The 15,732-nt window shown below is 72.2% G+C and carries 10 protein-coding genes; 2 read left to right on the top strand and 8 right to left on the bottom strand.

The genetic code is table 11. The features are described 5' to 3' along the window. Window positions 1-127: 127 nt before the first annotated feature. Window positions 128-379, top strand: coding sequence for a hypothetical protein (locus AB0G50_RS22785; protein WP_360111895.1), 252 nt, complete (start codon window positions 128-130; stop codon window positions 377-379). Window positions 380-852: 473 nt separating this feature from the next. Continuing rightward, window positions 853-1,872 carry a hypothetical protein gene (locus AB0G50_RS22780; protein ID WP_360111893.1) on the top strand — a complete coding sequence of 340 codons (1,020 nt, stop codon included), beginning with the start codon at window positions 853-855 and terminating at the stop codon, window positions 1,870-1,872. On the opposite strand, the gene AB0G50_RS22775 is transcribed toward AB0G50_RS22780, so the two are convergent. From AB0G50_RS22775 to AB0G50_RS22740, 8 genes are all read right to left on the bottom strand, one after another. After that, window positions 1,869-4,787: a TIR domain-containing protein gene (locus AB0G50_RS22775; protein WP_360111891.1), complete on the bottom strand. Its 2,919-nt coding sequence runs from the start codon at window positions 4,785-4,787 to the stop codon at window positions 1,869-1,871. The two genes, AB0G50_RS22780 and AB0G50_RS22775, sit on opposite strands and share 4 nt — an antisense overlap. 35 nt (window positions 4,788-4,822) lie before the next feature. After that, window positions 4,823-5,995, bottom strand: coding sequence for a histidine kinase (locus tag AB0G50_RS22770; RefSeq protein WP_360111889.1), 1,173 nt, complete (start codon window positions 5,993-5,995; stop codon window positions 4,823-4,825). Beyond that, window positions 5,992-7,680 carry a cation acetate symporter gene (locus tag AB0G50_RS22765; RefSeq protein ID WP_360111962.1) on the bottom strand — a complete coding sequence of 563 codons (1,689 nt, stop codon included), beginning with the start codon at window positions 7,678-7,680 and terminating at the stop codon, window positions 5,992-5,994. Before AB0G50_RS22765 ends, AB0G50_RS22770 begins: the two co-directional genes overlap by 4 nt. Window positions 7,681-7,709: 29 nt before the next feature. After that, entirely contained in the window at window positions 7,710-8,096 is a 387-nt protein-coding gene (locus AB0G50_RS22760) for a DUF485 domain-containing protein (RefSeq protein ID WP_360111887.1), read from the bottom strand. Then, window positions 8,093-8,926: a LytTR family DNA-binding domain-containing protein gene (locus AB0G50_RS22755; RefSeq protein WP_360111885.1), complete on the bottom strand. Its 834-nt coding sequence runs from the start codon at window positions 8,924-8,926 to the stop codon at window positions 8,093-8,095. The genes AB0G50_RS22760 and AB0G50_RS22755 overlap by 4 nt, the downstream gene beginning before the upstream one ends. Window positions 8,927-9,501: 575 nt before the next feature. After that, window positions 9,502-12,444, bottom strand: coding sequence for a BTAD domain-containing putative transcriptional regulator (locus tag AB0G50_RS22750; RefSeq protein ID WP_360111883.1), 2,943 nt, complete (start codon window positions 12,442-12,444; stop codon window positions 9,502-9,504). 106 nt (window positions 12,445-12,550) lie between these two features. Further along, entirely contained in the window at window positions 12,551-15,043 is a 2,493-nt protein-coding gene (locus AB0G50_RS22745; protein WP_360111881.1) for a DUF3516 domain-containing protein, read from the bottom strand. An 83-nt stretch (window positions 15,044-15,126) separates the two neighbouring features. Continuing rightward, window positions 15,127-15,378 carry a hypothetical protein gene (locus AB0G50_RS22740; RefSeq protein WP_360111879.1) on the bottom strand — a complete coding sequence of 84 codons (252 nt, stop codon included), beginning with the start codon at window positions 15,376-15,378 and terminating at the stop codon, window positions 15,127-15,129. Window positions 15,379-15,732 lie beyond the last annotated feature (354 nt).

Raw genomic sequence — 15,732 nt, 5'->3', positions numbered from 1 at the left:
CCGCGGAGCGCCGCGGGGCACGGGCGGCGGTCTGACGGGTTTTCCGGGCGGCCGGCATTCCCCGACCGGGTGGCAGGTGAACCGGGACGGGGGTGCCGGCCGTTCGTTGTGGTAGGAGGTGCCGACCATGTCCGATCCCAGCGCACCGCTCACCGGCCGCGAGGTGGCCCTGCTCCGCGCCACCGCCGCCCACCGCGTGGAACTCACCTGCGGCCGCCGCGAACCCGACCTGAGAGTCGACTCGCTCCCGTTCTGCGACTACGCGGCGGCCTGGTCCGTGGTCAACGCGGGCCTGATCGAACCGGAATCCCGCGCTCCCGCGGGCCACTGGGTCCCGGCTCGGCTGACGGCGGCGGGCGAAACCGCGTTGACGGCGTGAGTTCTTGATTATCCGAGGTTGTGGTGCCGCGAGCCGGCGACCACGTTCCGGGCGCTTTCGGTGAGTCCCACCCACCACCGAATTCCCAGCCCTTCGTCGTCGTGCGACCACACGGCCTCGGCACGCGGCCACACGAATCCCGCCACATCGGCCACGTGTTCCGCGTCTACCGGCAGGAGCAGGGGCCGACCCTGCCTCAGTCGACCCTGGCAGGGTGGCTCGACCTGACTCAGGGGAGCGTCAGCGTGATCGAGCGGTCCCGTCGGCGGGTGACCGATCTGGAGCGCTTGGAACGGTGGTGCGACGCGCTTCGGGTACCGCGCCACCTGCGCTGGTTCAACGGCCTCCCGGCCGGTGCTGAGGTGCCGGATTCCCTTACACCGCAGGAAATGTCACTCCGGAGTTTGGGCCTCGGGTACCAGCCGTCACTACCGGCTACGGTGGAGGTGGTTGCCGACCTCGGGAGGTACGACGTGGAGCGAAGGACCTTCCTGACCGGTGCGGTGTTCGGTGTCGCGGCGTCGGTCGGGCCGAGTCGGGACTGGTTGTTGGCGACGTTGGACGAGGTTGGTCCGGTGCGGGGGAAGGTCGGCGGTGAGCAGGTTGCCGCCGTTCGTCGGGCCTTCGGGGTGTTCCAGGAGTTGGACGTGATGCTCGGCGGTGGTCACGCTCGGGCGCAGTTGTCGGCTTATCTGACGTCGCACGTGGTTCCGTTGTTGCGGAGCAACGATCCGGCGACGCGGGATGGTCGGGCGTTGTACGAGGCGGCGGCGGAGCAGTTGTACCTGTTGGGGTGGATGGCGTTCGACAACGGGGAGCAGTCGTTGACCCAGCGGTACCTGGTCCAGTCGTTGCGGTTGGCGCAGGCGGCCGGGAGTCCGGAGTTGGGGGCGCACGTGTTGGCGGGGTTGTCCGATCAGGCGACGTCGACCGGGCATCCGGATCACGGTGTGCAGTTGGCGAAGGCGGGACGGGCGGGGTTGGCGCGAGGGCGGTCGGAGGGCTGTCTTGCGCGGTTGTGGGCCTTGGAGGCTCGGGCGGAGGCGGCGATGGGGGAGGGGAAGGCGGCGGGGCGGGGTGTTCGTCTGTCGGAGAAGGCGTTCGAGGGGTTTCGGGTCGAGGACGAGCCGGAGTGGGCGCGGTTCATCGATCGTGCTTATCTGAACGGGGAGTACGCGCACGTGTTTCGCGACCTGGGGCGGTCCGGTGAGGCCGCGCGTTTCGCGGAGTTGTCCATTGTGGACGCCAAGCGGGGGAATCGGGCTCGGCGGGGGTGTTTGGCGCAGGCGGCGTTGTCGCGGGCGCACCTGGACGACCACGATCTGGAGGCTGCCGCGTCGGCCGGCAGGGCGGCGGTGCGGTTGGCGGTGGCGGTGAAGTCGTCGCGGTCGGTTGGCGCGGTGGAGGATCTGCGGGAGCGGATGCGGGGGCACGGGGGAGTGCCTGTGGTGCGGGAGTTCCTGGACGTTTCGCGGGCGTTGCTTCCCGGTTAGCCGCGTTCGATCGTGTGGGTCAGCAGGGTTACCAGGTCCGCCAGTTGGCGTTCCTGTTCCGGCGGGGACATCTCGCTCAACGTGCGGTCCCCGCGCGGTCGCCAGTCGTAGATCGCCAGTTCCGACGACAGGAACTGGCTCGGTCCGACCAGGACCGGCACGATCAGGCAGCCGCCTCGGCCTGCGGCCTCCAGCAGGCGGGGTAGTTGTTCCTCCACGATCAGGTCCGAGCCGAGCGAGTACGCCGACACCAGCACCAGGGCCACCTTCGCGCGGTTCAGGGCGTCGTTGACGGCCTCCTTCCGGCTGGTTCCCAGGGGAATCCGCTGGTCCGACCAGATGTTCAGCTGTGCCTTGCGCTCCAACGGCCGCAGGTGGACCTCCAGGCGCTGCAACCACTCCACGTCCTGCGGGCTGTGGCAGAGGAACACCTGGTCGCGCGGCACGGCGGGTTGCCGACCGGTCAGACCCACCAGGTCCTCGCGCGAGGACTGCCGCAGGTAGAACAGGAACTGCGGGTCGTCCACCACCAGCCGCCCGCCGCGCCGGTCGTGGAAGAGGTGGCGGGACACGACGTCCGGCAGCGCGTGCGGGAACGGCGCGGTCAGGCGGAGGTCGCCGGTGGGCGAGTTCCCCAGCTCCAGCAACAACTCCAGGCAGCGGGACTCGGTCGGCGGGTCCAGCGCGCCGAACGCGGCCACCGCGCCCTCGTACCGGGTCGCGAGCTGGGCCGCCACGCGCGGCAGCGTCACGCCCAGGTCGGCCGGCACGTCGGTGCGGGTGGGCGCGGTCTCGGTGATGCGGGCGTCGACCACCAGCTGCCAGCAGAGCATCTGGGTGGTCAGCAGGCTCCCGCCCGCCGCGCGCACGATGCCCGCCTTGTCCGCGAACGCGATGTTCAGCGCCTGCTCGCCCTTGTCCACCAGCTGCCGCACCAACTCCTCGGACACCTGCCCGACCCGGAACACCCGCACCCGCGCGGCGAGGTCGACGCCGTCGCCGACGAGCCGCGTCGCGGTGCCGGTCAACCCGGCCAGCACCAACCGGTCGGTGCGGGAACCGGTGTCCGCCAACAGCTTCAGGTAGTCCGCCAGCTCGTCCTGCACCTCGCCCGGCAGCCGCTGGAAGTCGTCCACCACGACCAGACCCGAGTGCTCGCGCGGCAACCGCCTGATCCGCGCCAGGTCCGCGTGCGACGACGCCCGCAGCACGACCGCCTCGCCGAGCAGCTCCCGGTCGCGCTCGACCGCGTTGTGCAGCACGGTCGACTTGCCGATGCCCGCCGGACCCTCCACCACGACGGCCAACCCGGGCTGCCGCAACGCCATCCGCAACTCGGTGAACCAGTCCGGCTCCACGAACGTCACCGTCGGCACCCCCGCCAGCGGGAACACCTCGTCCAGCGCCCTGATGCGCGGCGCGGGCTCGACAGGTCGGGCCGCGGGTTCCGGGCGGTCCCGGCCCAGGTGCTGCCGCACGGCCAGCCGCACGCCGTCGACCACGCTCACCATCGCCTCGTCGCGACTGCGCCAGTCCACGACCGGCCGCGCGCCGGTGGGCAGCGCGGACAGGTGCCCGAACGGCTGCCGCTCCCACGGCGTCGCCCGGTACACCACCGGCACCACGAGCTTGCCGCTGTCCCGGCGCAGCACCAGCCGCATCTCCTCGCCCGAGCCGTACCGGGTGCTTTGGAGGTCGCGGCTGACCACGAGCAGCACCACGTCCGCGTCCCGGACCAGCCCGTCCACCTCGCCCTCGGCGACGGCCCGCGCGTGGACCGGCCGCACGTCCACCCACGACAGCAGACCCTCGGTCTCGAGCGTCAGCAGCGAGTCCTCGAGGTCGTCGGCGAAGTCGGCGTCCTCCACCGCGTGCACGACGACCGCGCCCACCTGCCGCGGCGCCTCCTCCACCGCCGCCGGCTCGACCACCGGCTCCGGCACCCCGGAACCGGGGAACGCCGGCTGCCTGCGCTCGCCGCCGTACTCGCGCAGCAGCGCGGCACGCGCGTCCGTCGCGCCCATCCCGCTCAGGTCCAGCACCTCCGGCAGCACCTCGGCCGCGCCGTCCGCGGGCGTCACCCGCACGCCCGACACCTGGCGCGACGCCGGCAGCGCCGACCCGACGCGCCGGTTCAGCGCGGGCGACACCACCAGGATCACCCGCTCCGCCCGGTCCGCCGCCGCGGTCAACCCGGCCCCCGCGGCCCGGCCCGGCTCCAGCGCGTGCGCGTCGATCTCGGTGGAGAAACCCGCGCCCTCCAACTGGAACGCGATCCACTGCGCCCACGCGGCGTCCGCGTCCACCCGCACCACCGCGAAATCGGTGCGCTCCACGCCCGCGGGCGAGCGGGACGCGGCCGACCGGGTCCAGATCCGCGCGGTCGTGCCCAGCACCTCGGTGTGCACCCGCACCGGCCGGAACTCGTTGGCACGCGCGGTTCCGCGCAGCACGCGGTCGTAGAACGACCCGGTGGTGATCACCGCGAGACCGGCGCCGTGCTGCGCCTCCTCCATCGCGGACGAGTAGACCAACGACTCCACCGCGCGCAGCAGCGGTCCGCCGAACCTGCCGGGCAGCGCGGAGACCTTGCCGCTGTGCACCGCCGCCCGCAGCCGCGCGCCGTGCCACGCCGCGTCCTCGGCGATCCGCGCGGCGAGCGCCTCGGTCAACCCGGCGAGCACCGCCTCGGCCACGTCCGACTCGGCCACCTCGGGCCGGACCAGCGCCGTGCAGCCGCCCGCCGACTCCTGCACGTCGAACGAACCCGGGTCGACGCCCGCGGCCGTCAGCGCGCCCGCCACCAGGGCCGCCACCCCGGGCAGCAGTTCCTCCGCACCACCCGCGGGCACGGCCAAGTCGACCGACACCACCGTCCGCGGCACCGACTCGGCCAGCTTCCCCACCCCGATCACCCGTCGACGGCCTATCGTCCCAGCACCGCGAAGCGTTAGGCGTGCACCCCCGCTTGGTACTTGGGCACCCGCACGCTGATCTTGGTGCCGAGGCCCTGCGCGGTTTCCACCACCAGCCCGTAGTCGTCGCCGTAGCAGCGGCGCAGCCGCTCGTCGATGTTGCCGAGGCCGATGCCCGCGGTTTCGCCGACCTGGCCCGCGAGCGTGCGGCGCAACGCCTCCGGGTCCATCCCGATGCCGTCGTCCTCGATGGTGATGTGCGCCTCCTCGCCCGCGTCCGCCGCCTGGATGGAGATCCTCCCCGGACCGACCTTGCCCTCCATGCCGTGCCGGACCGCGTTCTCCACCAGCGGTTGCAGGCACAGGAACGGCACCGTCACCGGCAGCACCTCGGGCGCGATCTGCAACGTCACCTGGAGCCGCTCGCCGAACCGGGCCCGCTCCAGCGCCAGGTACTGGTCGATCGACCGCAACTCCTCGGCCAGCGTGGTGAAATCGCCCGCGCGGCGGAACGAATAGCGGGTGAAGTCGGCGAAGTCGAGCAGCAGCGTGCGCGCCCGTTCCGGGTTGGTCCGCACGTAGGAGGCGATGGCGGACAACGAGTTGTAGATGAAGTGCGGCGAGATCTGCGCCCGCAGCGCCCGGACCTCGGCCTCCACCAACCGGGTCCGCGAGCGGTCGAGCTCGGCCAGCTCCAGCTGACCCGACGCCCACCGCGACACCTCGTTCGTCGCGCGCACCAACCCCGCCGACGCCTCCCGGCTGTACGCGGCCAGCACGCCGACCACCCGGCCCTCCACCGTCAGCGGCGCGAGCACGGCGGTGTGCACCGGGCAGTCCGGTTGTCCGCACGCGATGTCGAACGCCCGGGTCCGGCCGGTCGCGAACACGTCGCGGGCCAGTTCCATCGCGTCGGCCGAGTGGTGCTCGCCGAGCCCCTCCCACGCCACGACCTCGGTCTCGTCGGTCAGCGCCAGCGCGGGCGTGCCGAGCAGCGTGCGCAGGTGCTTCGCGGACTTCTTGGCCGCCTCCGGCACCAGGCCGGCGCGCAGCGGTGGCGCCGCGGACCACGCCGTGTGCAGCGTCTCGAAGGTGATCCGCTGCGCCTCGGTCAGGAAGTCGTTGCGGTCGCGGGAGGTCAGCCACAGGGTGATCACCACCGCGAGGCCCACCACCAGGATCGCGCCCGCCGTGAGCACGGCCGTCACCCCCGGTCCTGACTGCGCAGTCCCAGGTTCTCCGGCGCGTGCAGCCGCACCATCACGTGGTTCACCCCCGGTGGCACCTTGCGCGGTGTCAGCAGCGACACCACGTACATCACGACGAAACCCAGCGGCACCGTCCAGGCGGCCGGCCGGGTCAGGAACACGTGGTACCAGGCGTTCCCGCCGCCCGCGCTGATCGTGACCAGCCCGGCGACCAGCGCCGGCACCCCGCCCGCGAGCATCCCGGCCACCGCGCCGACCGTGGTCACCCGCGTGCTCCAGATGCCCAGCACCAGCAACGGGCACAGCGACGACGCGGCCACCGCGAACGCCAGGCCCACCATGTCCGCCACCGGAACCTTGCCCACCAGCAGCGACATGCCGAGCGGCACCAGGATCGCGAGCAGCGTGGAGATCCGGAAACCCCGCACCCCGCGCAGTTTCAGCACGTCCCGGCTCAGCACCCCGGCCAGCGACACCATCAGACCCGACGAGGTGGACAGGAACGCGGCGAACGCGCCACCGGCCACCAGCGCGCCCAGCAGCTGCCCGCCCAGACCGTCGACCATCCGGCTGGGCAGCACCAGGACCACCGCGTCGGTGTCGCCGGTCATCAGCAGCTCGGGGGTGTAGAGCCTGCCGAGCGCGCCGTAGATCGGCGGCATCAGGTAGAACACGCCCAGCATGGCCAGCACGATCAGCGTGGTGCGGCGCGCGGCGCGGCCGTTCGGGTTGGTGTAGAAGCGGACGATCACGTGCGGCAGGCCCATGGTGCCCAGGAACGTGGCGATGATCAGCGAGTACACCGCGTACAGCGGGAACCGCTCGCCGCCGCGCATGGGCAGCGCCCAGATGTCGTTGGTGCTGCTGGGGATCGAGATCTCGTGCGGCACCGACGCGCCGGCCGGGAAGGTCAGCCGCGACCCGGCCGCCGCGGTGTGCTCACCCGGCGCCAGCTCGGCCGTGCCGTCGATCCGGGTGCCGTCCACGACGCCCGCGCCCGCGTACCCCGTCGGCGTCCCGACCCGGAACGCGGTGTCGCTGTCGAAGGTCACCGTGGTCTGCTGCGGGAACTGCGGCGCGGCCGGGCCGTTCAGCTCGCGCGCGCCGTGGGACTGCCACGCCACCACCAGGAACACCACGGGCACCGCGATCGCGGTCAGCTTGAGCCAGTACTGGAACGCCTGCACGAACGTGATGCTGCGCATGCCGCCGGAGATCACGTTCGAGGTCACCACGACCGCGACCACCAGCGCGCCCACCCAGTCCGGCGCGCCGGTGACCGTGTGCAGGGTCAAACCCGCGCCTTGCAGTTGCGGCAACAGGTACAGCCAGCCGATGCCCAGCGCCAGCACGCTCGCGACCGCGCGCACCGCGGGCGAGGCGAACCGGGCCTCGGCGAAGTCCGGCAGCGTGTACGCGCCACTGCGCCGCAACGGCGCCGCGACCAGGGCCAGCAGCACCAGGTACCCCGCCGTGTAGCCGACCGGGAACCACAGCATGTCCGGTCCGTGCGCGAAGATCAGGCCCGCGATGCCGACGAACGACGCGGCCGACAGGTACTCGCCGCCGATCGCGGAGGCGTTCCACCACGGCGAGACGGTGCGGCTGGCGACGAAGAAGTCCGACGTGGTGCGGGAGACGCGCAGTCCGTAGGTGCCGACGAGGACCGTGCCGAGCGCGACCACGATCACCGCGACCACGCCGTAGCCACTGCTCACGAACGCTCCACCAGGTCCGCGAACTCCTGCTCGCTGCGCTCGGCCTGGCGGACGTAGAACCAGCCCGCGGCCACCAGCACCGGGAACACCACGACGCCCAGCAGCAGCCAGGGCAGTTGCAGGCCCAGGAGTTTCTGCGCCGCGACGCCCGGCGCGAGCGTGAACACCAGCGGCAGCGCGGCGACGCTGCCGCACACCACCGCGCACAGCAGCAGGCCGAGGCGGCGCTGGGTGCGGATGAGCGACCGCATGTAGACCGCGCCCAGTTCGCTCTGCTCGTCGATCTCGCGGGACGCCGGGTAGGGGCGTGGCGCGCGGGGCGCCCTGGTGCGCGGACTGGTCACGACGACGCGCTGGGTCGGCGGCTTGCGCGGGTGGGTCATGACGGTTGCCGGTTGCGGCGCACCAGGAGTTGCCGCAGGTGCCGCGCGTGCCGGCGGCTGACCGGCAGCACCGCGCCGCCGATGTTGACGCTGAGGTGGCCGTCCTCCAGGCGGAGTTCTTCGATGTGGCCCAGCGACACCAGGTGGCTGCGGTGGATCCGCACGAACCCGGCCGACCGCCAGCGCTCCTCGAGCCCGTTCAACGCGGCGCGCACCAACCCGCTGCCGGTCGCGGTGTGCAGGCGGGCGTAGTCGCCGTGCGCCTCGACGTAGCGGATGTCGGCCAACCGGATGAACCTCGTGATACCACCGAGTTCGACCGGGATCACCTCGTCGCCGACGTCCGGCTCGGGCTGCTGTGCGGGCGGCGGTTCGGGCGACTTGGTCTCCAGCACCTCGTGCACGATCCGGTGCACGGACTCGGCGAGGCGTTCCGGGCGGACCGGCTTGAGCAGGTAGTCGAGGGCTTTGAGCTCGAACGCCTCGACCGCGGGCTCCTGGTGGGCGGTCACGAACACGATGGGCGGCGGTTGCGCGAACCGGGACAGCACGCGGGCCAGGTCGAGACCGTCGAGGCCGGGCATCCGGATGTCGAGGAAGACGGCGTCCACGGGCCTTCCGGCGTCCATGGCCCGGTGCAGCGTGCGCAGCGCCTTGGTCGCGTCGGTGACGGCCTCGACGTGGGCGACCCGGGGGTCGGAGCGCAGGAGGTAGACCAGGTCGTCCAGCGCGGGCGCCTCGTCGTCGACCGCGAGCACCCGCAGCGTCCGCTCCAGCGTGCCGCGGCGCTCAGGCCCCTCGCAGAGGGGGCAGGGGAGACTTGACGTCATCGAGTTCCAATGCGGTGTGGTCGACGGCCCGGCGATTAGACCACCGGACGGCCATCCTCGCCCCTCGGGAGGGCGAAGGGCAACGAATCCCGGCCGCGTGACGACATCACCGGGCGCCATCCCACCACACCCTGCCGTTCTCTCGTTCAACAATCCCCTGATCCCACACGCCGCTCGCGTCGGCGACCGCGGTCCGGGTGCCCGGGCCTGCTTCGCCGGTCGCTCGTTCTGGCGGTATTTCGTTGGATTGTTGAACAGTCGGACGGTTCTGCGGCCGGGGACAGGCGACATCGTCGGCTGTGGCGAGGTGTTCGGGCGAACCCGGTGGGTCGTCCGGTCGGGCACGACGGGTGATCGCCCCACCGCGGGTGTGCGCTTGGCTGGGTACACCTCGAGCACGGTGTGGACGATCGTCGGGATCGCGGTGGCGCTCCTGCTGGGCGGTGTGGGCGGCGTTCCGGTCGGCCGACCCGCGACGCACCCTGCACGTCACGATGGACCAGGCGGTGTCGTCGCTGCGTCGCGCGCCATCGTGGCCACCGCGTCCGCGAGGTCGGCGGCCGAAGCGCAAGGTGCTACGAGGGCGCGTCGAGTAGGGCGGCCAGGAGTTGGTCGGCCCGTTGCTCGAAACCGCCGAAGCCTGCTCGCAGGGCCAGGTCCTTGCCGATTCTGGCGTGGCGGAGGGCGTCGGCGCGGCGGCCGTCGGCGGTCAGGGCGGTGGAGAGGTGCAGGTGGGAGTTCGTGACGCCGTAGCGGTAGTCGCAGTCGAGGGAGAGTTCCAGGGCTCGGCGGTGGGCGGCGGTGGCTCGGTTCGGTTTGGACAGGTGGCGCAGCACCAGGCCCAGCGCGTTGTGCACCTCCGACTCGATGCGCGGCGACCCGCCCAGCTCCTGCACCAGGGCCAGCGCGCGTTGCGCCGACCGCAGCGCCTCCGCGTGCTCACCGCCCAGGCACAACGCCGTCGACAGGTGCGCCATCGCCTCCGCTCGCGCGTGCCGCGCCCCGGTCCGGTACCACGACGCCAGCGCGTGCCGGAAATGTTCTACAGCACCGGAATAGTCACCCGTCATCGTCAGGCACCGCCCCAGCAGGTTGGCGCACGTCGCCTCCAGGTTCGCCCCCGACGCCGCCCGCGCCAGCGACAACCCCTCCTCCAACTGCGCGATCGCCGCGCCCACCGCGCCGCGCATCAGGTTCAGCGCGCCCAACCCCGCCAACCCGCCGATCCGCACGTGCGGAGCTGCCGACGCCGACGTGCTCAGCGCCATCAACCGGTCGAACGCCGCCGCGGCCAGGCCGAACTCGCCCAGCTCGAGGTCGACCACCCCGGCCAGCCCGGAGTGCAGCCACACCACGTCACCCGACGGCCGCGCCTCGCTCAGGTACCGCTGCGCCACCCGCAGGTTCCCCAGGTTCCGGTGCTCGGCCGCCAACCACACCAGCATCGCCGTCTCCGCCGCGCCGTCACCGCACGCCCGCGCCGCGCCCAGCGCCGCGTCGATCGCGTGCAGGAACTCGACGTGGTGACCGTGCGACCCGAAGTACCCGCTCACCGCGTCGATCAACTGCCACGCCGGCGGCAGCGGGCCGTAGCGGGCGCAGTGCTCGGTGGCCGCCAGCACCGCCGCGCGCTCCACCTCCAACCACGCCCGCGCCGCGTCCTCGTCCAGCACCGGCACGGTCGCCGCCGGCCGCAACTCCGGGTACAGCACGTCGCCGACCTCGACCGCGGTCCGCAGGTACCAGGAGAACAACCGCTCCCGTGCACCGCCGACGTCGTCGCCCGCGGCCGCCGCCCGGTCCGCCGCGTAGTCGTGCAGCAGGTCGTGCAACGCGAACCGGTCACCGCCCACCCGCTGCACGAGGTGCGCCGTCGCCAGGTCCTCCAGCAGCGCCCGGGCCCTCGCCTCGGTCCCGCCCAGCAACGCCGCCGCGCCCGCCGCGCTGAAATCCGGACCCGGCACCAGACCCACCAACCGGAACAACCGGGCCGCGTCCGCCGGCAGCGCCGCGTAGGACAGGTCGAACGCCCGCCGCACCGCCGCCGTGTCGTCGTTGTCCACGGCCAGCGCCGTCAACCGGTCGCCCGCCCGCAGCTCCTCCACGTAGGACGCCACGTCCGCGTGCGGCGAACCCACCAGGTTGCCCAGCGCGATCCGCAGCGCCAGCGGCAGGTACCCGCACAACCGGGCCAGCTCGCTGATCACCTCGAACTGCGCCGCAGCCGCCTCCGGACCGAGCGACCGGGCCAGCAGCTTCCACGCCTCGTCACCCCGCAGCACGTCCAGCCGCACCACGGTCGCCCGCAGCGGGCCGCGCAGCTCGTTGCGGCTCGTCACCACCACCGAGCACCCCGGCTCGCCGGGCAGCAGCGGCACGACCTGGTCCACCGACGCCGCGTTGTCCAACGTGATCAGCACCCGCCGGCCGCGCAGCCGCGCCCGGTACCCGCGCACCAGCTCGGCCTCGTCCACCGGGATGTGGTCGGCCCGCACGCCCATCGCCCGCAGGAACCGCGCCAGCACCGCCGACGTGGACAGCGGCGGCGACGTCGAGTGGCCGCGCAGGTTCACGTACAGCTGACCGTCGGGGTAGCGCTCGCGCACCGCGTGCCCGACCGAGATCGCGAACGCCGTCTTGCCCACGCCCGGCGGCCCGCACACCACCACGGTCGCCGCCGCCCGCGCCAGCAACCCGGTCACCCGGGTCAGCTCGGCGCCCCGGCCGACGAAGTTGCCCACCGGCGCGGGGAGCTGGGACACCGGCGTCCACGTCGACGCGGCCGGCTGGTGCAGCCCGGGGTCGCCGGTCAGGATCGCGTGGTGCACCGAGCGCAGCCCGTCGCTCGGGTCGACGCCCAGCTCGCGGGCCAGCGCGGTGGACGCCTGCCGGTACGCGTCGAGCGCGTCGGCCTGCCGGTCCACCCGGTACAGCGCGACCATCAGCTGCGACCAGAACTGCTCGCGCAACGGGTGCTGCGCGGTCAGCCGGCGCAGGTCCGCGATCACCTCGTCGCACCGGCCCAGCCGCAGCTTCACGTCCACCAGCTCGGAGATCACCCGCAGCCGCTGCTCGGCCAGGTGCGGCGCCTCGATCTCGTGCAGCGACGCCGAGGGCACGTCGGCCAGCGCCGTGCCGCGCCAGTGCTCCAGCGCCCGCTCGTACAACGCCGCCGCGCCCGGGAAGTCCTCGTCGCCGGCCGCCGCCGCGCCCCGCTCCGCGAGGTCGGTGAACCGGTCGAGGTCCAGCGCGCCCGGCGGCAGGTCGATCCGGTAGCCGGTGGGCGTGGTGCGGATCAGCTGCGGCTCGCCGAGCGCCCGGCGCAGCCGCATCACGTACACCGGCAGGGTTTGCGCGGCGCGGTCCGGCGCGACCTCGCCCCACACCCGGCGGATCAGGTCACCCGCCGGCACCGAGCGGTTGGCGCCGAGCAGGAGGGTGGCGAGGACGATGCGGTGCTTGGCGGCGGTGATCGGGACGGTTCGGCCGCCCCGGCGGACCGCCAGGGGTCCTAGCACACCGAACTCGTCCTCCGACAGGGTCGATCGCCTCCGCTCCGTTCCGACTCGGTCATGCTGGTGTCCCCGCCGGCGCGGCAGTACCACCGGATGGCCCCGAAGGGGGCTAGACGAGGCCCACTTCGGTGATCCGCAGGACGGCGGCGCCGGACTCGTCCGATCCGCCGAGGTCGACCTCGGCGGTGAAGCCCCAGTCGTGGTCCTTCTCCGGGTCGTCGAACACCTGCCGCACCAGCCAGCGCTCGGGTTCCTCGGTGATCGTCAGCAGCGCCGGGCCGCGCGCGTCCGGACCCATGCCGATGGCGTCGTGCTCCTCGAAGTACGGGTCGAGGGCCTCCTGCCAGTCCTCCGAGGTCCACCCGGCGTCGCCGTCGAGCTGACCCAGTTCGTAGTAGTTGCGCCGGGCGGCGAGCTCGACGCGGCGGAACAGCGCGTTGCGCACCAGCACCCGGAACGCGCGCAGGTTGCGGGTGACGGCCGGGGGAGCGGTGTCGACCAGCTCCTCCTCGCCCGGGTTGCGCAGCTTCTCCCACTCGTCCAGCAGGCTCGAGTCGACCTGGCGCACGAGTTCGCCCAGCCACTCCTGGAGATCGCTCAGCTCCTCGGTCTTCGCGTCCTCGGGAACGGTCTGCCGCAACGCCTTGTACGCGTCGGCCAGGTACCGCAGCACCAGTCCCTCGGACCGGGCCAGCTGGTAGTGCGACACGAACTCGGTGAACGTCATCGCGCGCTCGAACATGTCCCGCACCACGGACTTCGGCGACAGGTGGTGGTCGGCGACCCACGGGTGCCCGCGCCGGTAGGTCAGGAACGCGGCCTCGAGGAGCTCGGCGAGCGGCTTCGGGTAGGTGACCTGCTCGAGCAGTTCCATCCGCTGGTCGTACTCGATGCCCTCGGACTTCATCGCGCCGATGGCCTCGCCGCGCGCCTTGTGCTCCTGCGCGGACAGCACCTGGCGCGGATCGTCCAGAATGGACTCCACGACCGAGAGCGCGTCGAGCGCGTAGGTCGGCGACTCGCGGTCCAGCAGTTCCAGCGCGGCCAGCGCGAACGGCGACAGCGGCTGGTTGAGCGCGAAGTTCACCTGGAGGTCGACGGTCAGCCGGATCTCGCCGCCCTGCCGCTCCACCACGCCCGCCGCGAGCAGACCCCGGTACATCTGGATCGCGCGCAGGATGTGCCTGCGCTGCGCGGGCCGGTCCTCGTGGTTGTCCTCCAGCAGGTGCCGCATCGCGGCGAACGCGTCGCCCGGGCGGCCGATCACGTTGAGCAGCATGGCGTGGCTGACCTGGAAGCTCGACGTCAGCGCCTCCGGCTCGGCGTTCTTGAGCCGCTCGAAGGTCTGGTCGCTCCACGACACGAAGCCCTCGGGGGCCTTCTTGCGCACCACCTTGCGGCGCTTCTTCGGGTCGTCGCCCGCCTTCGCCAGCGCCTTCTCGTTCTCCACCACGTGGTCCGGCGCCTGCACGACGACGGTGCCCATGGTGTCGTAGCCGGCCCGTCCGGCGCGGCCCGCGATCTGGTGGAACTCCCGGGCCTTGAGGTGGCGGGTGCGCTGGCCGTCGTACTTGGACAGCGCGGTGAACACGACCGTGCGGATCGGCACGTTGATGCCGACACCCAGCGTGTCGGTGCCGCAGATGACCTTGAGCAGACCGGCCTGGGCGAGCTGCTCGACCAGCCGGCGGTACTTGGGCAGCATGCCCGCGTGGTGCACGCCGATGCCGTGCCGGACCAGGCGGGACAGGGTTTTGCCGAACCCCGAGGTGAAGCGGAACCGGCCGATCATGGCCGCGATCGCGTCCTTCTCGGCGCGGGTGGCCACGTTGACGCTCATCAGCGACTGGGCCCGCTCCAGGGCGCTGGCCTGGGTGAAGTGCACGACGTAGATCGGCGCCTCGCGGCCGTGCAGGAGCTCCTCGATCGTCTCGTGCAGCGGGGTGAGGACGTACTGGAAGTTCAGCGGCACCGGGCGCTGGGCCGAGCGGACCGTGGTGGTCGTGCGGCCGGTGCGGCGGGTCAGGTCCTTCTCGAAGAACGCGACGTCGCCCAGGGTCGCGGACATCAGCAGGAACTGCGCCTGCGGCAGTTCGATCAGCGGCACCTGCCACGCCCAGCCGCGGTCCGGCTCGGAGTAGAAGTGGAACTCGTCCATCACGACCTGGCCGACGTCCGCCGTCGTGCCGTCGCGCAGGGCGATGTTCGCCAGGATCTCGGCGGTGCAGCAGATGATCGGCGCGGACTCGTTGACGCTCGCGTCGCCGGTCATCATGCCGACGTTCTCCGCGCCGAACGTGTCGATCAGGGCGAAGAACTTCTCCGACACCAGGGCCTTGATCGGGGCCGTGTAGTAGGTCTTCTTGCCCTCGGCCATGGCGGCGAAGTGGGCGCCGATGGCGACCAGGCTCTTGCCGGAGCCGGTGGGGGTGCTGAGGATGACGTTCGAGCCGGAGACGATCTCGATCAGCGCCTCCTGCTGGGCCGGGTACAGCTCCAGGCCCCGTTCCTGCGCCCACGCGGCGAAGGTGTCGTAGAGGACGTCGGGGTCCGGGGCTGTGGCTGGGGTGGAGGGGGCGGGGAGCCGGCTGGTGAGTGTCATCGCACTCGGATCCTAAAGGGTTGCCGTGCTCCCTCGGTGTGTGGGAAGGGGTGCGGGCGGGAGTGTGTGGGGAGGGTGGGGGCTCAGAGTTCGCCGATTCGGCAGGCCTCTGTGGCGATGGCGTAGGGGATGCCGCCTCCTCCTAGGAGGTCGGTGCAGAACCAGCGGTCGAAGGGGGCGTCTCCGCAGGCGTCGAGGATTTCTTCCTGGGGGGCTATGTAGCCCTCCGAGGCCAGGTAGCTGACGCATTGGGCCGGGGTTGCGGAGGCTGCTCCTGCGGTGAGGAGTAGGCCGGAGGTGACGGCTGTGGTGGCGATGAGTGCGCGGATCATCATGGGGGGCTCCGGTGGGTTGGGGCTTGTGGGTTCTCCTTACTCGGGTTGTTCGGGGTTCGCCTGGGGTGGGGGTGGGGATCACCCGTTGGTGTGACGGTGGGGTGTGGGTGGGGTGTGGGTGGGTGGCGGTGGGGTGTGGGGTGCTGTTTAGGGATTAAGAGCGTCCTCGCCGGACGGGCAGCGCCTCCGGGGGTTAGGGCGTCGTGTTCTCCCCGTATGGCCTGCCGGAGGCAACCACATGCGTCAAGGGGGCAGATCGTTTTTCGGGTGACGGTCGTGCGTGATGTGCCCCCTTGACACATGCGGTTGGGCTGCGCCCAGGCCATACGGGGAGAACACGAGGCCCCTTGCTGG

Source organism: Actinosynnema sp. NPDC020468 (assembly GCF_040642015.1).
GTDB lineage: Bacteria > Actinomycetota > Actinomycetes > Mycobacteriales > Pseudonocardiaceae > Actinosynnema.
This window is presented reverse-complemented; position numbering and strand designations above follow the sequence as displayed.